Raw genomic sequence first — 21,792 nt, forward strand, 5'->3', positions numbered from 1 at the left:
GCTCCCCGTGGAGTTGGTGCGGATGGCGCGCCGAAGGGGTTGGGGGAGTGTGAGCGGTGGCTCGCCGTAGGGGACGTGCAGGAGATCACGGCCACGCGTCCTGCACCATGCGCAGACGGGGGTATACGGCTGTCGGGCATCGGTCACAGGGAAGCCCCTCACGGGCTGGCCGTAGACGTTGCGGGTGTGGAGCAGGAGGTTCCACGCCCGTTGATCTTGTACTTATAGCGAGGTTGGACCGTCGAGTCGCGCTATAAGTACAAGATCAACGCAGGCGGAAGCGGTCCGGCTCACCTTTACGGTCACCGCACCAGCTTGGGCGTACACCGTTCGGGGTCACCGCTCCAGGTTTCCCCGACCCTCTGGGGCGGGGCTCAGCGACGCAGGCCCAGCGGGACGCGCAGTGACCACACCGACACCAGATGCCCCGCCGTGCCCGCCGACACCGCCGTCACCAGGGTCGTGAGCCCTCCGCCCAGCACCGCCTCCGCCAGCAACGGCAGGGCGCCGAACCACACCAGCGCGCTGGCCATCGCGGCCACCACCGGCAGGTTGAAGGGGTGCAGCACCACCCGGGACCGCAGCTGCCACAGCGGCAGCACCTTGCGCACCAGCATCGCGGCCACCAGCGCCACGGCCGCACCCGTCGCACCGGTCGTGGGCACCAGCAGCAGGCACACCAGTACGCTCGCCACCAGCGACAGCACGTTGTTCAACAGGTTCAGCACGGTTCGACCGGTCATCGTCAGGACCAGGTCGCCCATGCCCAGACCCGCGGCCAGCAGCTGTCCGGCGCACACCACGGCCAGCGCCGTCGCCCCCGCCGCGTAGTCCGCTCCGAACAGCCGCATCACCTCGGGGGCGAACACCAGCGCTGACAGGTACAGCGGCCAGGTCAGGCACACCAGCCACGACGTCCCCGCCCGATACAGGTCACGGACCCCCGCGTGGTCGTCCGTCGCCAGCTGCTCGGCGAACCGGGGCTGGGCCGCGTACAGCACCGCCTGCGTGCCGAACTGGCCGACCACCATGACCCGCGTGACCGCCGTGAACACCGCGGCGCCGGTCAGCCCGCTCAGCAGCGCCACCAACACCACCCCGCCGCGCTGCACCCCCATCTGGGCGACTCCGGCCACGGCACGGGACAGCGCGAACGACCAGAACGTCCGTGGATCCACCTCCTCCTCGGGCCCCGCGGCCCCGCCGGCCGTCTCCCGTTCGCTCTCCCCGGGGACGGCCCGGCGCAGGATCCCGCCCAGCCAGAACCACGCCAGCACCGCCGCGGGCAGGTACGGCCCCGCCCACGCCAGCGTCAGCAGCCCCGCCGAGCCGGTGGCCGCGATCGCTCCCACCAGCGCCAACTGCGCCAAGGGCCGCCCCACTTTGTCCACCAGCACGGTCCCGGCCATGTCGTGGTGGGCCCGCGTCGCCGCCAGGGCCGCCTCGGTCAGCACGGCGAACGGCAGAAAGACCGCCAGCAGCCGCAGGTAGACCCTCGCCTCCCCGCTGCCCAGCGCGTCCGCCAGCGGACCGGCGAACACCAGCAGCAGCGCGGCCAGCACGCACGCCGTCACCACCGCCGGTCCCATGGCCAGCCGCAGCAGCCGGGACACGCCCCCGGCGCCCCCGTACACGCGCATCCGGGCGATGAAGTACACCAATCCGTCCGACGTGCCCAGGTTCGCCACCGCCGCCGCGATCAGGAACACCGACGTCGCCGAGAACAGCAGCCCCGCCGTCTCCTGGGAGAACGCCCGCGTGATCGCCACGATCAGTGCGAGGTTGAGCCCGGCGCCGACCACGGCCCCCGCCATGTTGACCACCCCGCCGCGCAGTACGCGGCGCAGCCCCGGACCCTCATCGACCGGGGTGGTCACTCACACCACGAGGGCGTACGCCCCCACCAGGCGGCCAGGCGCTTGTCGCTGTCGGCGAACCTGGCCGCCAGCTCCGCGCGCAGCCCTTCCGGCATCCCCGCCCGGACGCGTGCGTTGTGCCGTCCCGGGGCGGCGCCCGGCCCGGGCGGCAGACCCAGGAACCGTTCGACCTCGGCCAGCGCCAGCGCCGTGCCGTCGAACAGGTCGGCGTAGTCCACCACGTGCATGCGGTCCCGCCCCAGGTGCTTCTCCATCCGCACCAGTTGGTCCACGTAGTGGCCGCGCGCCACGTATCCGTGGTGTTGGTGGGAGTGCGAGCGGTAGCCCGGATCGGCCGTCATCCGCTCCTCCTCGCCGGCCAGCCGCCGAGGCTCCAGCTCCACGGCTCGTGCGAACGTCTCGGTCTCGAACCCCCGCGCGGTCTCGTGCGCGTGCGCCGAGTAGGCCCGCTCCACCGGATCACGCAGGATCACCACCACCCGCACGTCAGGCAGGTCACGGGCGATCCGCTCGGCGGCCAGCGGGTGGAACAGGTAGTAGGGGCTGGACTCGACCACCCGCACCCGGGGACGTCCCCGACGGGCCCGCAGCAACGCGCGTGTCGGAAAGTGCGCCCGGTACCAGCCCAGGTCGTGGCGGTACCCCGTGTCGAAGAAGTGCACCCCCTTGCGCAGCGTGGGTCCGGTGACGGCGGGGTGTCGGCACAGCGACTTGAACAGCGAGGTCGTTCCCGAGCGCTGGGCCCCGCACACGAGGAAGTCGGGCAGCGTCCGGGAGGCGCTGGTGATCTCGCCCAGCCCGTCCGCGAGGGGCAGCAGGGCCCGGCGCGCCGGGACGGCCAGGCGGTGGAACAGGACGGGAAGAGTGCTCCGGGGCATCGCGTGGTCCTTCTCTCGGGAGTTCGGTCGTCGCGGTCGCCGGTGTCCGGCGGCCGGTCCGGGCCCGTTCGTTCTCCGGGGCCGGCGGCGCTCCGGTCAGACCCGGTGGGCGGCCTCGTGGGCCGCTCTCTCCTGGAGCCCCTCCAGGGCGGGGAGCAGCCAGTCGTCCACGGCCGCCAGGTAGCCGCCGCTCTCGTCCTGCCGGTCGTGCAGGTACCTGGTGGCCAGGTCGATCAGGTACAGCGCCATCACCGTGGATACCGTGTGCGGGCGTACCCCGGTCTCGGACATCAGCGGGTCGCGCAGCAGCCGTGACCCGCTCTCCAACCACCGGTGCACGCCCGGATGGACACCGGACTGCACGCACTCGTTGAGGTCGTAGTGCAGCGCGTCGAAGCCCGCGGGTGCGTCCAGGGCGAGCCGCTCCCAGTCCCACACGAACGCCCGCCGCGCGGTGCTGGCGATGTTCCACCTGGTCAGATCCCCGTGCCAGGCGCCGAACGGAATGTGCACGTCCGGCAGGCGGCGCAGCGCCGCGCGCAGCGGCGGCACCTCGGGACGCGCGCCCAGCCGCATGATCCGCTCCTCCAGCGCCTTCCGGTAGGGGCTGTCGGACAGCCTGCGCCGCCGCACCTTCGTCAGTCCGACGATCTGCGTCACGCAGCGCAGCAGCTGGCGCCGGGTGGGCCGGTCGGTCTGGCCGCCGACGGGCAGGGCCTCCTGCACCAGCAGCGGATGGCCGTTCCACTCGCCCTCGTACAGGAGCCGGGGGACGGTCACGTCCCGTAGGCGTGTGTCGGCCAGGTGGCGCAGCGCCCGCGTCTCGGAGCGCACCAGGCGCGAGGTCAGGTCGTTGACGGCCACCTTGGCGTAGCCGATCGTCCGGCCGCCGGGCGTGAGCAGCAGGAGTACCGGCTTGCGGTTGGCTCTGGGCGGACCCACGTGTATGGCGATGGCCAGCTCGCGGTCCAGGGCCGAGGCGAGCGCGTGCTCTATACCGGGGCCCGCCCCCACGTACAGCCGGTCGCGCAGCAGGAAGGGGGCCATCCCGGTGGCGAACGCCCCGGTCAGCAGCAGTGCGCGCGCCCTCTCCCGAAGCGAGTGCCCCTGCGCGAAGGACGCGATGCCCCGGGTGGCCGCCGCACGGTCGTGGGCGGGCAGGATCACCCGTGGGTTCTGCGCGTTGGGCACCGGCAGGTACTGGTTGCCCCGGTCGCGGCGGACCAGCCGCCGCATACCGCTGTCGCCGGGGCCGAGCAGCCCGCCGCACGGCCACAGCACGGCGGCGAGGTCGGTCAGGTAGGTCGTCTCGCTGTTCACCAGGGCCCCCCGCGGGTGCGCGCGGCCTCCCGCCGCCGGAGCGCCGGTTCCTCGCCCCGCCACAGCAGGGCGACGGCGACCATGGTGACGGCCAACGGAGACATCAGCGCGACGTAGAAGAACATGTACCAGAACAGCAGCAGCACGGTCAGCAGGGCGCCCTGGCCGGCCGGGGAGGGCGCCGACCGGTAGCGCCACACGGCCTGCGCGAAGAAGGCGAGCATGAAGAGGGTGCCCACCCATCCGTTGGCGATCAGGGACATCCACAGTTGACCGGCGTTGCCGATGACGTGCTGGCCGCAGCCGGGACACTCGGCGGTGGGGCCGACCGCGATCGATTCCGAGCTGCCCCGGTCCTCCCGGGTGGTGCCCCATCCCATGACCGGTGACAGTCCGGCGGCCTCCACGGAGGCCGCGTTGGTGGCGGCCCGTCCGCCGTCGCTGTGCGGGTTTTCGGCCCGCGCCCGCACCACGTCGGCCAGCGGCGACGCGGCCAGGGCCAGCAGTGCGACCAGGACCGCGGCCGCGCAGGCGCCCACCAGGAGCACCCGGCCCCGGCGCAGGGCCACCACGGCCGCGTAGACGAGGGACAGCGCCAGCCCCGCCCACAGGGCGCGGTTGAGCGAGTACACGGCGGGCACCACGGACAGCGCGGCGGCGGCCAGCGCGCTCCAGCGCACCCAGCCCGGCCCCGGGGCCGCCCAGCCCACGACCAGCCACACCACCAGGAGGGAGAGCATGTACCCCCAGACGTTGGTGTACTCCCAGGGCGCCTTGGGCCGGGCCGCCTCGTACCCGAAGATGTCCATGATCTGCGCGGACGCCGGGTGGACGAGGGCCCGCATGTAGTCGTCGGAGGCCAAGGGGGCGGGCAGCAGGTATTCCAGCGGAGCCGTGAACTCGAACCGGGGCGCGAGTACGCCCAGGTAGCCGCCGGCGATCGTGGCCAGGCACAGTACGGCCAGCACCCGTACGACCGTGCGGGTGGGAAGCTCGCGTTCGGACAGATTGCCGACGTAGAGCAGTAAGACGGTCAGCACCAGGTAGTTGGCCACCCGGAGCAGGGCGCCGCCGTACCCGCCGCTGTCCGGTACCGTGCCCGGCACCTCCAGCAGGACCAGGGGCAGGCCCAGCACGGTCCACAGCAGGAACAGCGCCCACAGCCAGAACCCCGGTGGGACACGGAGCCCCACGGTGCTGTGGCGGCGCACCAGCTCGGCCGCCATCGGCACCGCGAACAGCCAGTACGCGAACTGGCCCAGCCCTGCGGCCCACCACAGCGGGTACCCGGCCAGCAGCCAGACCAGGGGTTGACCGGTGACGGGGGAGCGGCCGACCGCTGACGGGCCTCCGGCCGTCCGGAGGCCCGTGGCCTGGGCCACGGCCTGTCGGGAGCCGGGGGCGAAGGCGCCTCGGGCCATCAGTTCCGGGCTCCGGAGCCCGTGTCGGCGGACACGGGCTCTCCCTGTTCGGTGTCCCCGCCAGCGCCCTCGGCCGTCTCGGTGCCCCCATCACCGGTGGGGGACTCGTCACCTCGCTCCGGGGCGCGGGAGCCGTCGGTGACGGAGGGCGCGGCCGCCGGCTCGGGCCCGGACGGGGGCTGGCGGGGCAGGACGGCCGTGCCCGGGGCGGTTACGCCGAACCGGTCGGCGAGGGTGAGCAGTCCGGTCAGGTCCGCGCGGCGGGTACGTCCCAGTTCGACCACCGGCAGCAGTGCGTCGGCCGACCCGGCCAGGGCGTGTACGTCGGCGCGCTCGCTCGCGGGCGCGGCGGCGATCACCACGTACTCGGTGTTCGCGCGCAGCAGCCGCAGCAGTTCCGGCATGGCGGTGCCCTGGACCGGCGCGTTCAGCCCCGGGACCCCGTACCGCAGGACCCGTAGGAGCGGCACCGAATCCGGGCGTACCTCCAGGTCGTCGGGGGCCTCGCCCTCCAGCAGCGCCTCGGCGAGTCCGGGCCCCTCCGGCAGGCCCAGCAGCTCGCCGACGGTGTCGGTGCACGGGTCCGCGCACACCAGCAGCGTCTCCGACCCGGTCCGCGCCAGGGCGGCGGCCAGGTTCACGGCGGTCGCCGTACCCGCGCGTCCCGGAGTGGTCGCGGCGACGAGCAGGACGCGTCCGGGCGCGGACTCCTCCTCGACCTCCTCCAGCAGTCCGGCCGGTTCGGTGGTGCCCTCTCCGAGGGCGCCGTCGGTCCTCCGGGCCGAGGGGGCGGCGGGGCCGGCGCGGAGGCGGGCGCGCACCAGGTGGGCGAACTCGTTGACCCGCTGGCCCGTGCGGTCGCCCTCGCCCAGCAGCCCGGGGGAGCGGTCGCCCCGGTGCGCGCGGTCGGAAAGGTCGAGCAGCACCGGGAGCGCGCCGATACGGGCGGTGTCCTCCGTGTCGTTCAGGCGCGGATCCGAACGGTCGCGGACCACGGCGGCGAGCAGGCCCGCAACCAGGCCCAGCGCGGCGCCGCCGACCAGCCACAGGAGGGGCATGGGGCTGCTGGCGTCCTCGGGGAGGCTGGCCGGGGTGATGACCCGCCCGGGCTGGACGGTCTCCCGCAGCGCGCTGAGCGGACCGATCCCGCCGCCCAGTTCGGTGATCTCCTGGCGCAGCGCCTCGGCCCGCGCGCTCGCCACGGGAGAGGAGGCGTCATCGGAGGCGGTTTCGGCCAGGGCCTCGTAGCGGCTCTCCCGTTCGTCGCGCAGCGCCTCCAGGTGGCTGTCGATCAGCTCGTCGATCTGGTCCCGGCGCAGGTCCAGGTAGGCGTCGGCGTAGGCCCCCGCCCCAGCGCGGGCGGCCTCCGGGCTCCCCGCGGAGTAGCTGATCTCCAGCACGCTGCTGTTGGGGGGCACGCTCACGTCCACGCGTTCGCGCAGTTCGTCGGTGGCGGGCGCGGGGTTCTCCCCGGCCAGTGTCTCGGCTACGACGGAGGAGACCCGGTCCGACACCAGGACCTGCGCCTCGGTGTCCAGGTTGACGTCCCCGGACAGGCGGCCGGAGCGCTCGCCGGTGAACTCGTCCATCCCGCTGGGCTGGACCTGGACGGCGGTGACGGAGGTGTAGGCGGAGGGGAGACCGAGCACCGCGGCGGTGGAGAGGACCAGCCCGCCGAGCACACCGGCACCGACCAGACGCCAGCGGCGGCGTAGCAGTGCCGTGTGCTCCCTGAGTTCCGGTCCGGACGGGCCGGGGGTGTCGGTGTCCATCGAGTCCTCTCCGCGCAGACAGGGGCCGCACCTTTAGTAATTGATTACATACTTAGTGTAGTCCCTTGGGGTGTGTTCAACGCTTGGGGAAACAGCCGTTTCTTCGATCGGGAAGTGACCGGAAAGCCCCGGAGGGCGTGCGGGAGCGACCCCTCCGGGGCGGGCCCGCCGCTGTGGACTCCACGGGCGCACGGCCGTGGTCTCCCGGACGCGCCGATGGGGCGGCGGGACACCTCTCCCACCGCCCCATCACGTACCGTCGGGGAGACCGGACCCCTCGGCCGGGTCCGTCAGCCGATAACCACCGTGGGCGGAAGACCGGTGGAGGACTCCCATGCCTCGTCGCACTCGTTCTGGCTGGACACCGTGTGCGCGCGGGCCGAGCAGTCCCGGTACTGCGTCACCTGTTCCCGGTACACCACGGTGACCGAGAGCAGCGCCAGCGACATCACGATCCCCAGCACGCCCACGACCACGCTCAGCAGCGCGCCCGGCGCCTCGGTGCGGTTGGTCCGCGCGGACCGCCGTGCGCGGAAGCCCTGCACGACGCCGAACACGGACAGCACGACCCCGTAGGGAGGAAGCAGCAGGCCGGCAGCGCCGAAGAACAGGCCCCACAGGCCACCCCGCTCGGCCTTGGGTGGCTGCCCGTCGGATCGCGGCTCCGGGCTGTTGTCGGTCAAGGTTCACTCCTTCGGGACGCCCCGCCTGGGGCGCCGTGGTCCGCTTCCGCCTGCGCGGAGGGTACCCGGTGTCCATCGTCTCGGGGCGGCCGGAGCCCGTCGGGGCCTCCGTCACAGGACGGACAACACCCACTCCCCGTGGGTAGACGCTACCTGGCCCGATAGGGTGGGAACGCGGACGGGTCGAGCAGGCCCGTCCGGCATCCGCCCACCCATCATCCGCCACCGCCCTCAACGGACGCCTCCGGCGCAGAACCTCCCACGAGGGCCACGCGGGAGATGAGTGGGCCACACCCCGAGCGACGCCTCCGGCGCGGTCGGCACGAGCCCGGCGCCTGCACCGGGCGTACGCGAAATCCGGATGCTGCGCCGTCCCCCGGCGCCCCCGGAGGCGGGAGACGGCTTCCGCACCGTTCTCTACACATGGGAGAAGCATTGTCCGCGCGAGTGGTGGTCCTCATATCGGGCACGGGCAGCAACATGGCGGCCCTGCTGGAGGCGTCCAGGGACCCCGGGTACGGGGCGAGCGTCGTCGCCGTCGGCTCCGATCGCGGGGGGACCCGCGGCATCGAACTGGCCGAGGAGGCCGGGGTGCCCACATTCGTCGTCCCCTTCCGCGACTACACCGACCGTTCGCGGTGGAACGCCGCCATGGCCGAGCGCATCAGCGAGCACCGCCCGGACCTGGTGGTCTCCGCGGGGTTCATGCGCATCCTCGGCCCCGCCGTCATCGGCGGCCAACCGGCGGTCAACATCCACCCCGCGCTCCTCCCCTCCTTCCCCGGCGCGCACGCCGTCCGTGACGCGCTCGCCCACGGTGTCCGCATCACCGGCACCACCATCCACTTCCTCGACGAGGGCGTCGACTCCGGGCCGATCATCGACCAGGTGGCGGTTCCCGTCGAGGACGACGATGACGAGTCCAGCCTCCACGGGCGCATCAAGGGCGTGGAGCGGCGGATGCTGGTCGACACGGTCGGCAGGCTCGCCCGCGAGGGCTGGACCATCGACGGCAGGCAGGTGCGGTTCGGCCGCACCGAGCAGAGCGTCGCCGACGCGACCGACACGAAGGAGAACCGGTGACCCAGCAGGCCATCAGGCGTGCGTTGATCAGCGTCTACGACAAGACCGGTCTGGAGGAGCTGGGCATCGGCCTGGCCGAGGCCGGGGTGGAGATCGTCTCCACCGGCTCCACGGCCGCGCGGCTGCGCGCCGCCGACATCCCCGTCACCCCGGTGGAGGACGTGACCGGCTTCCCCGAGATCATGGAGGGTCGGGTCAAGACCCTGCACCCCTCCGTGCACGCCGGCCTCCTCGCCGACCAGGGCAACCCTGAGCACGTCGCCAGGATCAAGGAACTGGGCATCGCCCCCTTCGACCTGGTCGTGGTCAACCTCTACCCCTTCCAGGACACCGTCGCCTCGGGTGCCTCCGAGGCCGACTGCATCGAGAAGATCGACATCGGCGGCCCCGCCATGGTGCGCGCCTCGGCCAAGAACCACGGCAGCGTCGCGATCGTGGTCGACCCGGGCAGCTATGACGCCGCCCTGGAGGCGGTCCGCGACGGCGGGTTCACCCTGGAGCAGCGCAAACGCCTGGCCGGACTCGCCTTCCAGCACACCGCCACCTACGACGCGGCCGTCGCCAGCTGGTTCTCCGGCGCCTACGCACCCGACGAGGAGGCCGGCCAGTCGGGTTGGCCCACCTTCCTCAGCAGCGCCCACAGCCGCAAGGACGTGCTGCGCTACGGCGAGAACCCGCACCAGAAGGCGGCGCTGTACACCGCCGCGGGAGCCCCCGAGACCGGCCTGGCCGGGGCCGAGCAGCTGCACGGCAAGGCGATGTCCTACAACAACTACGTGGACGCCGACGCCGCTCTGCGCGCCGCACACGACTTCGACGGGCCGTGCGTGGCCGTCGTCAAGCACGCCAACCCGTGCGGGATCGCGGTCGGAGCCGACAACGCCGAGGCCCACCGCAAGGCGCACGCCTGCGACCCGGTGTCGGCCTTCGGCGGGGTCATCGCGACCAACCGCCCGGTCGGCGCGGAGCTCGCCGGGCAGATCGCGGAGGTCTTCACCGAGGTCGTCATCGCCCCCGCCTTCGAGCCCGAGGCGGTCGAGACCCTCACCAGGAAGAAGAACATCCGCCTCCTGGTCGTGGAGGACACCGGTTTCGGCACGGGCGTGGAGAACCGACAGATCAGCGGCGGCCTGCTGGTGCAGTCCCGGGACGCCATCGACGCCCCCGGCGACGATCCCTCCACCTGGACCCTGGCCACCGGGGAGGCCGCGGACGAGGCGGTCCTCGCCGACCTGGCCTTCGCCTGGAAGGCCGTGCGCGCGGTCAAGTCCAACGCCATCCTGCTGGCCTCCGACGGTGCCACCGTGGGGGTGGGCATGGGCCAGGTCAACCGGGTCGACTCCGCGCGCCTGGCCGTGACCCGTGCCGGCGACCGCGTGACCGGCTCCGTGGCGGCCAGCGACGCCTTCTTCCCGTTCCCGGACGGCCTGCGGATCCTCACCGACGCCGGGGTCCGCGCCGTCGTCCAGCCCGGCGGCTCGGTCCGTGACGAGGAGGTCATCGCCGCGGCCAAGGACGCCGGAGTGACCATGTACCTCACCGGCACCCGGCACTTCTTCCACTGAGCGAGGAGCAAAGAATGAGCGCGACCGTTCTGGACGGCAAGGCCGTCGCGAAGTCCATCCGCGAGGACCTCTCCAAGCGGGTGGCGAGGCTGCACGAGCAGGGGGTCGCCCCCGGACTGGGCACGGTGCTGGTCGGCGACGACCCGGGCAGCCACACCTACGTGCGCGGAAAGCACCGCGACTGCGCGCAGGTGGGCATCGAGAGCCTCCGCCGCGACCTGCCCGCCGACGCCACACAGGAGGACGTGGAGCGGGCCGTCCGCGAGCTGAACGAGGACCCGGCGTGCACGGGCTACATCGTGCAGCTGCCGCTGCCGAAGGGCCTGGACGAGAACCGGGTACTGGGCCTGGTCGATCCGGGCAAGGACGCGGACGGCCTCCAGCCCTCGAACCTGGGCAGGCTGGTGCTGATGCAGGAGGCGCCGCTGCCGTGCACCCCGCGCGGCATCGTGGAGCTGCTCACCCGCTACGACGTGCCGCTCAAGGGCGCCGAGGTGGTCGTGGTGGGCCGTGGTGTGACCGTGGGCCGCCCCCTCGGCCTGCTGCTGACCCGCCGGTCGGAGAACGCCACCGTCACCCTGTGCCACACGGGCACCCGCGACCTCGCCGAGCACACGCGCCGCGCCGACATCATCGTCGCCGGTGCCGGTGTGCCCGGTCTGGTCACCAAGGACATGGTCAAGCCGGGCGCGGCCGTGCTCGACGTCGGGGTCACCCGGACCGAGTCCGGGCTTGTCGGCGACGTCGTGCCCGACGTGGCCGAGGTGGCCGGCCACCTCTCCCCGAACCCCGGCGGCGTCGGCCCCATGACCCGGGCGATGCTGCTGGTGAACGTGGTGGAGGCCGCCGAGCGCCAGGCCGCCGGATAGCGGGCCGTGCCCCGCGCGCGTGTGAGCGCGTGTCCTCCCCGCGCGGGATCCGCGTGGGGAGGACACGCGCGGGGAGCCGCCCACGGGGCCTCACCCACGGGCATGGGCCCTGACGGTGCGTAGCGTCGCCGGGTCCACTCGTCCCCGGGCGCGCTCCGCGGGCGGGGGACACCCGGGGGCGGTCAGCTGGCCTTGCGGGCCGAGCCGCCCACCGGCATCGGCCGGACCAGTCCCAGGGCCACGACCTCGTTGGCCAGCCGGGTCCTGCGGTTCTGCCCCTCGGGGATGCGGAACTTCTGGTACAGCCGCAGCAGGTGCTGTTTGACCGCCGCCTCCGTGACCACCAGCGCCTCGGCGATGTCGCGTGCGGTGGCGGGGGCGACGAAGGCCTCCTCCGACAGCGCGGGCTGGCACAGCGCGGTCAGCACGTCCAGCTCCCGGCGGGTGAGCTCGGGGGCGGCGCCGCGGCGCAGCTCGATGTCGGGGCTGATCTGCTCCCGGTGGAGCCCGCCGACCCGGCAGCGGGCGGTGCCGAAGGTCACCACGTCGCCCTCCTCCAGGACCCGGCGGGCGATGGGGCGCCCGTTCACACGGGTCCCGTTGCGGGACAGCCCCAGATCGACCACGTAGACGTAGGGGCCGCGGCGGACCAGTTCGGCGTGCAGCTGGGAGACACTCGGATCGTTGAGCCGGATGTCGGCGCCCTCTCCGCGGCCGATCGTGGTGACCTCTCCGGCGAGCTGGCGGATGTCCCCGGTCTCTTCTGTACGGAGGTAGGGCCCGTCCACGGTGGTTCCTCCCGGGCTGGGGTGACGCTGCCGGTGGGGGTGTGGGCGACGGTGGTGGAGGGATGACTGTCGGGGGGCGGCGGTTCGGTCCGCTCGTTGAGTGGGCTTCATGGGGGTGGTCCTCGCTCACCTGTGCACTCATCTCCAGCTGGGTTACCCGGGTGGTACGCGTTCTACGCGCTTACTCCGGAGTTAGCCGGATAAGGCGCGGAAATACGGCTCTGTGGCCGGACCGGAAGCGAGAAACGGACACCAGCGGAGGTGGCCGGGTGCAAGCCCGTTTCCGTGAGCCCTGAGGCGTCGGCGACGCGGATCACTACAATGGGCCCATCTCTCCCGGACGGGAAGCCGAGCTTCCCGCACGGCGTCGCCGAAGCCCTCAAGGACATGAGCCTCCAGAGCGGTGTTCGGTTTCGGACAGCCCGCCTCCAACGGGTGGCCGATCCGCGCCATCGCCGGGGAAGACCGTGAACGAGCCGCGAGGCGGCCAAGCAATTCGTAACCGAACAGGTCGGGACGCGGTGGACAAGGCGGGGCAGGCGAATTTGGCGGACGCGGACGAGGGCGTGCCGGAGGAGAGGACGCCCGAGAAGGCGGATCGCGAGGGGCACGGACCCGACGGGGGACACGGCGACGGGGACCGGGACTCCGGCGGGGCCCCGGAGGTCCCGGTGCGGCCGAAGGTGCCGTACTGGCTCTCCCAGGTGCCGTACTTCCTCGTCATGTCGGCGCTCGCGGCGGGGATCGTGGTCGTGGCCGCGGCCTACTTCAAGCGCGGCCCGGCGATCATCGCGGGCGCGTTGCTGCTGGCGACGGCCTTCCGGCTCTTCCTGCCGGAGGACTGGATCGGCATGCTCGCCGTGCGCCGTCGCTGGATCGATCTGCTCACCCTGGTCACCCTCGCGGTCCTGTTGATCGTGTTGGCATGGGTGGCGCCGCAACTATCCTCCTAGGCGTCGAATAAGCTTGACGTCGAGATACCGCGACACTGACAAGCCACCGCCTCCCCGGGGAGCACGGACCCCGGGCGGGATCAGGTGATTGCCGCGCGTGCGGACCGGCTCCGGCCACGAACCGGTTGTCGGTCTCCGCCGCACGAGGCGGTAGCGAAGACTGAAGGGACAGCCACACAGCCATGGCCAAGATCAAGGTCGAGAACCCCGTAGTCGAGCTCGACGGCGACGAGATGACCCGGATCATCTGGTCCTTTATCAAGGACCGCCTGATCCTCCCCTACCTCGACGTCGACCTGAAGTACTACGACCTGGGCATCGAGGAGCGCGACCGCACCGACGACCAGATCACCGTCGACGCCGCCAACGCCATCAAGGAGCACGGCGTCGGCGTCAAGTGCGCCACCATCACCCCGGACGAGGCCCGGGTCGAGGAGTTCGGCCTCAAGAAGATGTGGCGCTCGCCCAACGGCACCATCCGCAACATCCTCGGTGGCGTCGTCTTCCGCGAGCCCATCATCTGCGAGAACGTGCCCCGCCTGGTCTCCGGTTGGACCAAGCCGATCATCATCGGCCGCCACGCCCACGGCGACCAGTACAAGGCCACCGACTTCAAGGTGCCCGGCCCCGGTACGGTCACCATGACCTACACCCCGGCCGACGGCAGCGAGCCGGTCGAGTTCGACGTCGCGAACTTCCCCGAGGACGGGGGCGTCGCGATGGGCATGTACAACTTCCGCAAGTCCATCGAGGACTTCGCGCGCGCGAGCCTGAACTACGGCCTGGACCGCAACTACCCGGTCTACATGTCCACCAAGAACACGATCCTCAAGGCCTACGACGGCATGTTCAAGGACGTGTTCCAGGAGATCTTCGACACCGAGTTCAAGGAGCGGTTCGACGCCGCGGGCCTGACCTACGAGCACCGCCTCATCGACGACATGGTCGCCGCCGCGCTCAAGTGGGAGGGCGGCTACGTCTGGGCCTGCAAGAACTACGACGGCGACGTGCAGTCCGACACGGTCGCGCAGGGCTTCGGCTCCCTGGGCCTGATGACCTCCGTCCTGCGCACCGCCGACGGCCGCACGGTCGAGGCCGAGGCCGCCCACGGCACGGTGACCCGTCACTACCGCCAGCACCAGCAGGGCAAGCCCACCTCGACCAACCCGATCGCCTCCATCTACGCGTGGACCCGCGGTCTGGAGCACCGGGGCAAGCTGGACAACACCCCGAAGGTCGTCGAGTTCGCCAACGCCCTGGAGGACGTCGTCGTCAAGACCGTCGAGGGCGGCCAGATGACCAAGGACCTCGCGCTGCTGGTCGGCGGCGACCAGGAGTGGCTGACCACCGAGCAGTTCCTCGCCGCCCTGGACGAGAACCTCGCCAAGCGCCTGGCCTGAGTCCCGCGACTGATCCCGGGTGGTCCTGATCACCCGGGGCCGGCGGTCCGGTGAGACGCGGAACACGCCCGGGCGGCTCCGAGGGGAGGCGCCCGGGCGTCGTCGTGTCCGGCCCGGAGTGAGGGCAGGGCGCCCCGAACGCCTTGTTCACGGGGTTTTGGGTGTTTGGGACACACGAAGTTTTCCGACGTGTTTCCCGTGTTCGGCATACACGCGCTGGTCGGTGGTGGGAGGATGGCAGGGCCGGATGACCGGTGCGGTTCGAAGGTGCGACATAGACCACGTGGACTGGATTCGCACCTTAAGAGAGCTTTGACCTATTGTGGAGACGTGCCGGTGAGAACCGGCAGGCCAGAGCGGGTTTACCGCCCCTCTGCCACCATGGACCGACGTGCCGGCCGTGCGCCCGCTGGGGGGTAGGCGCGCACAGTACGGAACGTCACGAAGAAGGGCCCGTCGCCTCGGCGACGGGCCCTTCGCTTTTGCCGTACCGGGCGTTCCCGTCCGAGGACTGCTCAAAGGCATGTTCCGCCGCCCCGGACAGAGGCACCGTCTCGCGGGCCGGCGCCCCGGTGGCGCCCCGCCGCCCGGCGGGGCGCCACCGTCGGGCGGACGCGTGTCAGGCCCGCTCCGCTATTCCTGGAAGGTGTCCTCGGGGATGGGTTCTCCGGCGCGCATGGCGGTGAACATCTCCTCGGAGAGGGTCTCGTCCCAGAGCACCACCGAACCGACGCCGTCCAGGTTCGGGGTGCTGCCCACGGGGATCGCGGTGGTCCGGGTGCCGCCGCGCATCGCCAGGAGCATGCTGGCCAGGTGCCGCAGCTTGTCGCCCTCGTCCACCATGAACGTGTCGGTGCCCGCGAGCACCAGCGGAACGGACTGGAAGGGGTTGAACAGGGTGGAGGGGGCGCTGGCCTCCTGGACCAGCGCTGAGAAGAACTCGCGCTGGCGGGCGATGCGGTCCAGGTCGGCGCGGATGGTGGCACGGGTGCGCACGTAGCCCAAGGCGGTGCCGCCGTCCATCTCCTGGCAGCCCGCCTCGATGTCCAGGCCGGCCTTGGGGTCGGCCATGGGCTCCTCGGGGCACAGTTCGACACCGCCGACCGCGTCCACGATGTCGACGAAACCGCCCATGCCGATCTCCACGTAGTGGTCGATACGCACACCGGACGCGCGTTCGAAGGTCTCCACGAGGGGTGCCGGGCCGCCGCAGACCTCCTCGCCCTCCTCGTCCGTGCCGCACACGGCGTCGGCGAAGGAGGCGTTGATCTTGTTGTCGGCGTAGCCGGGGACGGCCAGGGGCACGTAGGAGTCGCGGGGGACGCTGACGATGGTGGGCTCGCCGTCCTCGGGGACGTAGAGCACCATGATGGTGTCGGTTCGGCGGCCCTCCGCGTAACCGGTGGCCAGATCCCGCATCTGCTCGTCGTCCATCCCGTCGCGGCTGTCGGAGCCGACGACCATGTAGGTCGTGCCGGGTTGGTCGTCCGGGCGTCCCTCGTAGTCCAGCAGGGCCTCCACCCGGTCCAGGCGCGAGTTCGCGTACAGGTAGAACCCGCCGACGGCCCCCAGGGGTAGGACCAGCAGGAGCACCAGCACGGTCACCACGACCGTGGTGGCCCGCTTGCGGCGGCGCTCCTTCCTCCTGCGCTCGATGCCGCGGCCGTCGTACTCGCGCCCGGCGCCGTGGGTGCGCTTCCTGGGCTTGCCCGGCCGGACCGGAGGGACCTCGTCGGCCGTCGGGAGCCGACGAGTCTCACCGAGCGTCCGCTGCTCGGACTCATGAGAGCGGTAGAGCCTCTCGAATGCATCCGGTCTGCCCGGGGTGCCACCGCGCCGGAACACGCCCTGTCTGTCGTGTTCACCGGTCCGGCCGCTCTCTCCCCGGTTCCGTCGGTCAGGCATCGCATCGCCTATCTGCTCAGCGCCGTGGAACGCATCGTCGCTACTTTCATTCTGTGTGATCGCGAAAAGGGTAGCCGGGTTCGTCCGAATGTTCCCCGCCCACGGTCTCCGTGAGGCCCACGGGGGGCGGACCGGGCCGCTCAGCGAAGCCGGTGGGCGCCGGCGGAGGGCACGGCGGCGCGTACCCGCGGCGGTGCCCAACCCCTGGCGCCGAACTCCGCGGCGAGCGCCTCCCCGACGCCGTCCACCCGTTCCTCGGCGGCCAGTGCCAGCACCGTCCCCGCCCACCCGGACATCCGTACCCCGCGCGCCCCCGCCCGCGCGGCGGTCTCCGCGGCCAGGTCCGCCTCCGGGGTGGGCAGTCCGAACCGGCGCAGCGACAGGTGGGAGGCGGAGAGGATGGGGCCCGTCTCCCCGGGGCGCCCGGCGCGCAGCAGTCCGACCGCCGCGTTGAGCCTGTGCACCTCGGTGACCGCGTACTCCACCCGGCGGCGCAGTACGGGGTCCGGCAGCCTCCGCAGTGATCCGGGCAGGTCCTGGACCGAGCGCAGCGGCCCCAGGATCTCCTGCGCGCGCTCCAGTTCGGCCGAGCGCGTCGCCCGCAGGTCACGCCGGGGCAGGGCGCCGGTGTCCACCACCATCAGCCGTAGCCCGTCCCCGGAGAGGTCGAAGGGCAGCACGGTGGTACGCATGCTCCTCAGGTTCACCCGGACCGCGCATCCGGGCCTGGCCGCCAGGGCCACCCGCTGGTCGACGGTGGCTCCCTCCGGCGGGGGACCGCCGTCCAGGTCGGCGAGGGCCAGCGCCACCGCGGCCCCCACGGCGGCCGTGTGGCCGAGGGAGGCGTGTTCGGGCAGGTCCGCGCCCAGGACGACGCGGACCCCCGTGCCGGCCTCCAGAACGCCGGTCCGGCGCGCCTCGGCCACGGCCCCCGCCACGGCTCGCGCCGCCCCCCGCCGGGCCCGCAGGGGGCCGTTGAGCGTCGCCACGTGTACGCCGGGACCCGGTACGGGACCGACGGCCGCGGTCACCCCCCAAGGCAGGGCCGTGTACAGTCCGATACCCCCGCTGGCCATGGTGTGCTCACCCATGACCGCCAGCCGCCCGGGCGCGTGCCACACCCCCGCCGGCGGTGCGCCGAACCGCGCCCGGAATCCCCGTACCAGTGCATCGGCGTCCGGTTCCCGCTCGGGCCATGCCCCCAGCGGACCCGCCGAACGCACACCCAGCACGGCACGCAGCCGTGCCCCCGCGCCGCCCACCGGCGCCCCCCTCCCCGGATGACTCTGTTTCCTCAAGTGTGCCCAAGCCCGGGGTGTGTCCGGGATCACCCCCCGCTTAGGGTTTTGTCCTGGTCTGCGCGATCCGATCGGCGTGGAGGTTTCGTGGGCGGACCAAGGCGCGGCTAGGGTTTCGGTTCACTGGTGACCGTTCCGGGAGCGCCGGCCGAGCCGCCGGAGGGGACACGCGACAGGCAGCGCGGGGGAGGGCTCTTGGCCGCAGTGCTGGACCGGGCCAAGGACACGGCCCGGCACTACCAGAACATGGCCATGGACACGTACTGGGAGCTGCGGCGACGCAGTCCCGCCCTCGACCACCTGGTGCGCGCCTACGCGCGCTACGCCGACCGCAACGGCAACCAGCTGGCCGGGGCGGTCACCTACTTCGCCTTCCTGTCCTTCTTCCCGCTGCTGGCCCTGGCCTTCGCCGCGGTCGGCTTCCTGGCGAACGTGCAGGTCGAGGTCGGCGACTACCTCCAGCAGGCGCTGGACGAGGCGCTGCCCGGGCTGGCCGGCCAGCTGCCCATCGAACAGATCGCCCAGGCACGCGTGGGCGCGAGCGTCCTCGGCGTGGCCGGTCTGCTCTACGCGGGCCTGAACTCGGTCTCGGCACTGCGTGAGGCCCTGCACTCCATCTGGTTGAAGAGCCCCCGCGAGGGTCCGAACCTCCTCCTGCGCAAGGCGGCCGACCTGCTGGTCATGCTGGGCCTGGGCGTGGCCCTGCTCGTCACGGTGGCCTTCACCAGCGTCGCGCAGGCCGCCACGCAGTGGTTGTTGTCGCTGGTGGGCCTGGAGGGCTCCCTCCTGGCCGGCCTGTCCCTGCGCGGCCTGGCCCTGGTGATCGCCGTGTGCGTCAACATGGGGATCTTCATGCTGGCGTTCGCACTGCTGTCGGGCAGCGGGCGGCCGGCCTGGATGATGTGGCGGGGCGCCCTGCTGGGCGCGGTCGGCTTCGAGATCCTCAAGGCCGCCGCGGCGGTGCTGCTGGCCGGGACGCTCACCAATCCCGTGTACGCCTCATTCGCCGTCCTGGTGGGGCTGCTGGTGTGGATCAACCTGGTGATGCGCCTGGTCGTGTTCAGCGCGGCGTGGACGGCCACATGGCTGTTGGTGCCGCCGCCCTACACCGGCTCGATTCCGCTGCCGGAGGAGAACGGTATGGACTGGACCCGGCCGGTCCCGGCCCCGGGCGCCTCGGAGCGGGAGCCGGCTGAACGCCGGTTGGCCGGACGTGTGCTCGCCGTGGCGTTGTCCCTGCTGGGAGCGGTGGGCGCGGCCGGCGCCGCGGCGTGGGCACTGCGCCACCGCGCCGGCGGCCGTGGATGACCGGCCCGGTCGGTAACGTGTAAGCAGAAATTCTTTTCGCGAAATTCGCCTTACACGAGGCACTTAACCCGTATGTGAGCGGCGCGTTACGGGTAGTCCTCCCGTGTCCCGGTTGACCGGTTCGCCGGGCGTGACGGTGCGTCGGCCGCGGCGGTCGGCAATCACCCCCTCCGGAGGGCAGATGGGAATCGCATTCAACTCGTCCGAACGCGCGACGATCGGCGTGGAGTGGGAACTCCAGCTCGTCGACCAGCGCAGTCGGCATCTGAGGCAGGAAGCTCAGAAACTCCTCTCCGAACTGCCCGAACTCAGCTCGGACGCGTCCGTTCCTCCGCTGAGGCACGAACTCATGCAGTCCCAGGTGGAGGTCGTGACCGGGATCTGCGAGACCGTGGCGGAGGCCAAGCGCGACCTGAGCGGCAACGTCGACCGGATGCGTGAGGTCCTGACGCCATGGGGGACCACGCTGACCTGCTCCGGAACCCACCCCATCGACGACTGGCGTGACCAGGAGCTCAGCCCCGGAAAGCGCTACGGCGAACTGATCGAGCAGATGCAGTGGCTGGCCCGGCGCATTCTGACCTGCGGCGTCCACGTCCATGTGGGGGTGCGCCACAGGGACAAGGCCATTCCGATGGTCAACGCCCTGGCGAGGTACCTGCCGCACTTCCTGGCCCTGAGCGCCTCCAGTCCCTTCTGGGGCGGCCACGACACCGGACTGGCCTCCACCCGGTCGGTCGTCTTCGGTGCGCTTCCCACCTCCGGGCCGCCGCCGAACCTGCCGCACTGGGCTGCTTTCGAGGAATACCTCGAAACGCTTCTCCGTGCGGGTACCATCGCCTCTATCAAGGAAGTGTGGTGGGACATCCGTCCGCATCCTGATTTCGGCACCGTCGAGATCCGGATGTTCGACGGGATTCCCACCCTGCGCGAGGTGGGAATGGCCGCCGCGCTCTCTCAGAGCCTGGTGGAACTGTTCGATCATCAGCTCGACCGCGGGTACGGACTGCCCAGCCCGCCGTCCTGGGTGGTGAAGGACAACAAGTGGCGTGCCACCCGCTACGGACTCGACGCTCGTGTCATCACGGACTCGCGCGGAACCACCGTTCCGCTGCGGGACGACCTGTACGAGCTGGTCCGCGAGCTGAAACCGGTCGCGGACCGCCTGGGCTGCGCCGAGGACCTGGACCTGGTCTCCGAGATCCTGGACAAGGGTGCCTCCTACGAGCGCCAGCGCGCGGTCATCGCCGGGGGCGGTTCCCTCGACGACGTCGTGGACATGCTCGCCGCCGAGCTCCACGGCGGTCCCACCCGTGCACAGGTCGGTGTCGGCGACGGAGCCGGCACGCGGTAGACGTGGAGAAGAGGGGACCCTCGCATGCAGGGACATGACCTGCCGGAACAGTTGACCGCTTTCCTGGCGCGCCATGGGCGGGATCTGAGCGGCTTCCGCCGGGACCTGCACATGCACCCCGAACTCGCCTTCGCCGAGCACCGCACCACCGGGCGGATCGCCGAGCGCCTACGCGACGTCGGCCTCAAACCACAGGAGCTACCCCAGGGGACCGGCCTGATCTGCGATGTCGGCTCCGGGAGCGGTCCCCTGATCGCCCTGCGCGCCGATATCGACGCCCTGCCCCTGACCGACGAGAAGGACGTCCCCTACCGCTCCACGGTGCCCGGGGTCGCCCACGCCTGCGGGCACGACGTGCACACCACGGTCATGCTGGCGGCGGGGGTCTTCCTCGCCCAGCTGGAGCGGGCGGGCGCCCTGCCCGGCCGGGTCCGGCTCGTCTTCCAGCCGGCCGAGGAGCTGCCGGGCGGCGCCGTGGAGGTGCTCAACGCCGGGGCTCTGGAGGGCGTGGACCGGATCTTCGCCCTGCACTGCGACCCCCGGCTGATGGTCGGCCAGGTCGGGCTGCGCACGGGCGGCATCACCGCCGCCTGCGACCAGCTCATGGTGCGCCTGTCGGGTCCGGGAGGGCACACCGCCCGTCCGCACCTGACCTCCGACCTCGTCTACGCCATGGGCAAGGTCGTCACCGAGCTGCCCGCCGCGCTCTCCCGGCGAGTCGATCCCCGGGCCGGGTTCAGCCTGGTGTGGGGGCGCATCAGCGCGGGGTCGGCGCCCAACGTCATCCCCGACGACGCCGTCGCCGAGGGCACCGTGCGCTGCCTGGACGACGAGGCCTGGCACGCGGCCCCCGACATCGTCAAGGGCCTGGTGGAGTCGGTGGCCTCCGCCTACGGCGCCGAGGCCGAGGTGACCTACCGGAGGGGCGTTCCGCCCACCATCAACGAGTCGGCCAGCGTCGACATCATGCGCGAGGCGGTCGCCCTGTCCCTGGGCGCCGACGCGGCGGCCTCCACCCCGCAGAGCCTGGGCGGGGAGGACTTCGCCTGGTACCTGGAACAGGTCCCCGGCGCGCTGGCCCGCCTGGGGACCCACTCCCCGGACTGGAGCGGTCCCATGCTGGACCTGCACCGGGGCACCTTCGACGTGGACGAGCGCGCCATCGGCACGGGCACGCGCTTCATGGTCACCACCGCCCTGACGGCGCTGTGGGAGGACATCCGCCGCGAGGGCCGCAGGGACAGTGAGGAGGCGCTGGCCTGAACCGGGCGTGTAAGCCCCCACCGGCATCTACCGGATTTTCGACAACTTCGCTCCG

The 21,792-nt window shown here is 72.0% G+C and carries 17 protein-coding genes; 8 read left to right on the top strand and 9 right to left on the bottom strand.

Features of this window, described 5'->3' with window-relative positions; all coding sequences use genetic code 11:
• Positions 1 to 374: 374 nt before the first annotated feature.
• The 6 genes from AC0T5L_RS00335 to AC0T5L_RS00360 all read right to left on the bottom strand — a co-directional run bounded on the left by AC0T5L_RS00335 (position 375) and on the right by AC0T5L_RS00360 (position 7,951).
• The gene (locus AC0T5L_RS00335) at positions 375 to 1,814 is read right to left on the bottom strand and encodes a lipopolysaccharide biosynthesis protein (protein WP_476163410.1); all 1,440 of its coding nucleotides are present in this window, start codon (positions 1,812 to 1,814) and stop codon (positions 375 to 377) included.
• Between the two features lie 59 nt (positions 1,815 to 1,873).
• Positions 1,874 to 2,755, bottom strand: coding sequence for a sulfotransferase domain-containing protein (locus tag AC0T5L_RS00340; RefSeq protein ID WP_476163268.1), 882 nt, complete (start codon positions 2,753 to 2,755; stop codon positions 1,874 to 1,876).
• 96 nt (positions 2,756 to 2,851) lie between these two features.
• The gene (locus AC0T5L_RS00345) at positions 2,852 to 4,075 is read right to left on the bottom strand and encodes a phosphotransferase (RefSeq protein WP_476163269.1); all 1,224 of its coding nucleotides are present in this window, start codon (positions 4,073 to 4,075) and stop codon (positions 2,852 to 2,854) included.
• Entirely contained in the window at positions 4,072 to 5,496 is a 1,425-nt protein-coding gene (locus tag AC0T5L_RS00350) for a ligase (protein WP_476163270.1), read from the bottom strand. Before AC0T5L_RS00350 ends, AC0T5L_RS00345 begins: the two co-directional genes overlap by 4 nt.
• Positions 5,496 to 7,268, bottom strand: coding sequence for a hypothetical protein (locus tag AC0T5L_RS00355; protein WP_476163271.1), 1,773 nt, complete (start codon positions 7,266 to 7,268; stop codon positions 5,496 to 5,498). Before AC0T5L_RS00355 ends, AC0T5L_RS00350 begins: the two co-directional genes overlap by 1 nt.
• A gap of 290 nt (positions 7,269 to 7,558) precedes the next feature.
• The gene (locus tag AC0T5L_RS00360; protein WP_476163272.1) at positions 7,559 to 7,951 is read right to left on the bottom strand and encodes a DUF4190 domain-containing protein; all 393 of its coding nucleotides are present in this window, start codon (positions 7,949 to 7,951) and stop codon (positions 7,559 to 7,561) included.
• Between the two features lie 447 nt (positions 7,952 to 8,398).
• On the opposite strand from AC0T5L_RS00360, the gene purN reads away from it, so the two are divergent.
• The 3 genes from purN to AC0T5L_RS00375 are packed head-to-tail and all read left to right on the top strand — an operon-like array spanning position 8,399 to position 11,468.
• Positions 8,399 to 9,034: a phosphoribosylglycinamide formyltransferase gene (purN, locus tag AC0T5L_RS00365; RefSeq protein WP_476163411.1), complete on the top strand. Its 636-nt coding sequence runs from the start codon at positions 8,399 to 8,401 to the stop codon at positions 9,032 to 9,034.
• Positions 9,031 to 10,599 (top strand): bifunctional phosphoribosylaminoimidazolecarboxamide formyltransferase/IMP cyclohydrolase, encoded by a 1,569-nt coding sequence (gene purH, locus AC0T5L_RS00370; RefSeq protein ID WP_476163273.1) that lies wholly within the window; start codon positions 9,031 to 9,033, stop codon positions 10,597 to 10,599. Before purN ends, purH begins: the two co-directional genes overlap by 4 nt.
• Before the next feature lie 14 nt (positions 10,600 to 10,613).
• Positions 10,614 to 11,468 carry a bifunctional methylenetetrahydrofolate dehydrogenase/methenyltetrahydrofolate cyclohydrolase gene (locus AC0T5L_RS00375; protein ID WP_476163274.1) on the top strand — a complete coding sequence of 285 codons (855 nt, stop codon included), beginning with the start codon at positions 10,614 to 10,616 and terminating at the stop codon, positions 11,466 to 11,468.
• Between the two features lie 182 nt (positions 11,469 to 11,650).
• Here AC0T5L_RS00375 and AC0T5L_RS00380 read toward each other — a convergent pair whose 3' ends face one another.
• Positions 11,651 to 12,256: an FHA domain-containing protein gene (locus tag AC0T5L_RS00380; RefSeq protein WP_476163275.1), complete on the bottom strand. Its 606-nt coding sequence runs from the start codon at positions 12,254 to 12,256 to the stop codon at positions 11,651 to 11,653.
• Between the two features lie 521 nt (positions 12,257 to 12,777).
• Between AC0T5L_RS00380 and AC0T5L_RS00385 the strand changes: the two genes are divergently transcribed.
• Positions 12,778 to 13,209: a DUF3017 domain-containing protein gene (locus AC0T5L_RS00385; protein WP_476163412.1), complete on the top strand. Its 432-nt coding sequence runs from the start codon at positions 12,778 to 12,780 to the stop codon at positions 13,207 to 13,209.
• 182 nt (positions 13,210 to 13,391) lie between these two features.
• On the top strand, positions 13,392 to 14,609 hold the full coding sequence (locus tag AC0T5L_RS00390) for an NADP-dependent isocitrate dehydrogenase (RefSeq protein WP_476163276.1): 1,218 nt from the start codon (positions 13,392 to 13,394) through the stop codon (positions 14,607 to 14,609).
• A gap of 633 nt (positions 14,610 to 15,242) precedes the next feature.
• On the opposite strand, the gene AC0T5L_RS00395 is transcribed toward AC0T5L_RS00390, so the two are convergent.
• Together AC0T5L_RS00395 and AC0T5L_RS00400 are read right to left on the bottom strand one after the other, a co-directional pair.
• Entirely contained in the window at positions 15,243 to 16,514 is a 1,272-nt protein-coding gene (locus AC0T5L_RS00395) for an LCP family protein (protein ID WP_476163277.1), read from the bottom strand.
• Positions 16,515 to 16,654: 140 nt separating this feature from the next.
• The gene (locus AC0T5L_RS00400) at positions 16,655 to 17,776 is read right to left on the bottom strand and encodes a galactokinase family protein (RefSeq protein WP_476163278.1); all 1,122 of its coding nucleotides are present in this window, start codon (positions 17,774 to 17,776) and stop codon (positions 16,655 to 16,657) included.
• Positions 17,777 to 18,016: 240 nt separating this feature from the next.
• On the opposite strand from AC0T5L_RS00400, the gene AC0T5L_RS00405 reads away from it, so the two are divergent.
• The 3 genes from AC0T5L_RS00405 to AC0T5L_RS00415 all read left to right on the top strand — a co-directional run bounded on the left by AC0T5L_RS00405 (position 18,017) and on the right by AC0T5L_RS00415 (position 21,737).
• Positions 18,017 to 19,120, top strand: a complete 1,104-nt coding sequence (locus AC0T5L_RS00405; RefSeq protein WP_476163413.1) for a YihY/virulence factor BrkB family protein — start codon at positions 18,017 to 18,019, stop codon at positions 19,118 to 19,120.
• 181 nt (positions 19,121 to 19,301) lie between these two features.
• Positions 19,302 to 20,474, top strand: coding sequence for a glutamate--cysteine ligase (locus tag AC0T5L_RS00410; RefSeq protein ID WP_476163279.1), 1,173 nt, complete (start codon positions 19,302 to 19,304; stop codon positions 20,472 to 20,474).
• Positions 20,475 to 20,498: 24 nt separating this feature from the next.
• Positions 20,499 to 21,737, top strand: coding sequence for a M20 family metallopeptidase (locus tag AC0T5L_RS00415; RefSeq protein WP_476163280.1), 1,239 nt, complete (start codon positions 20,499 to 20,501; stop codon positions 21,735 to 21,737).
• Positions 21,738 to 21,792 lie beyond the last annotated feature (55 nt).

The sequence above is a fragment of the Nocardiopsis sp. TRM 82005 genome, assembly GCF_056312425.1.

What these genes read in the sequence shown, in the direction of transcription:
- AC0T5L_RS00335 (WP_476163410.1), bottom strand. Translation starts at nt 1,814, where the DNA reads ATGGCGGGGGCCGTGGTCGGCGCCGGGCTCAACCTCGCACTGATCGTG.
- AC0T5L_RS00340 (WP_476163268.1), bottom strand. Translation starts at nt 2,755, where the DNA reads ATGCCCCGGAGCACTCTTCCCGTCCTGTTCCACCGCCTGGCCGTCCCG.
- AC0T5L_RS00350 (WP_476163270.1), bottom strand. Translation starts at nt 5,496, where the DNA reads ATGGCCCGAGGCGCCTTCGCCCCCGGCTCCCGACAGGCCGTGGCCCAG.
- AC0T5L_RS00355 (WP_476163271.1), bottom strand. Translation starts at nt 7,268, where the DNA reads ATGGACACCGACACCCCCGGCCCGTCCGGACCGGAACTCAGGGAGCAC.
- AC0T5L_RS00375 (WP_476163274.1), top strand. Translation starts at nt 10,614, where the DNA reads ATGAGCGCGACCGTTCTGGACGGCAAGGCCGTCGCGAAGTCCATCCGC.
- AC0T5L_RS00390 (WP_476163276.1), top strand. Translation starts at nt 13,392, where the DNA reads ATGGCCAAGATCAAGGTCGAGAACCCCGTAGTCGAGCTCGACGGCGAC.
- AC0T5L_RS00395 (WP_476163277.1), bottom strand. Translation starts at nt 16,514, where the DNA reads ATGCCTGACCGACGGAACCGGGGAGAGAGCGGCCGGACCGGTGAACAC.
- AC0T5L_RS00410 (WP_476163279.1), top strand. Translation starts at nt 19,302, where the DNA reads ATGGGAATCGCATTCAACTCGTCCGAACGCGCGACGATCGGCGTGGAG.
- AC0T5L_RS00415 (WP_476163280.1), top strand. Translation starts at nt 20,499, where the DNA reads ATGCAGGGACATGACCTGCCGGAACAGTTGACCGCTTTCCTGGCGCGC.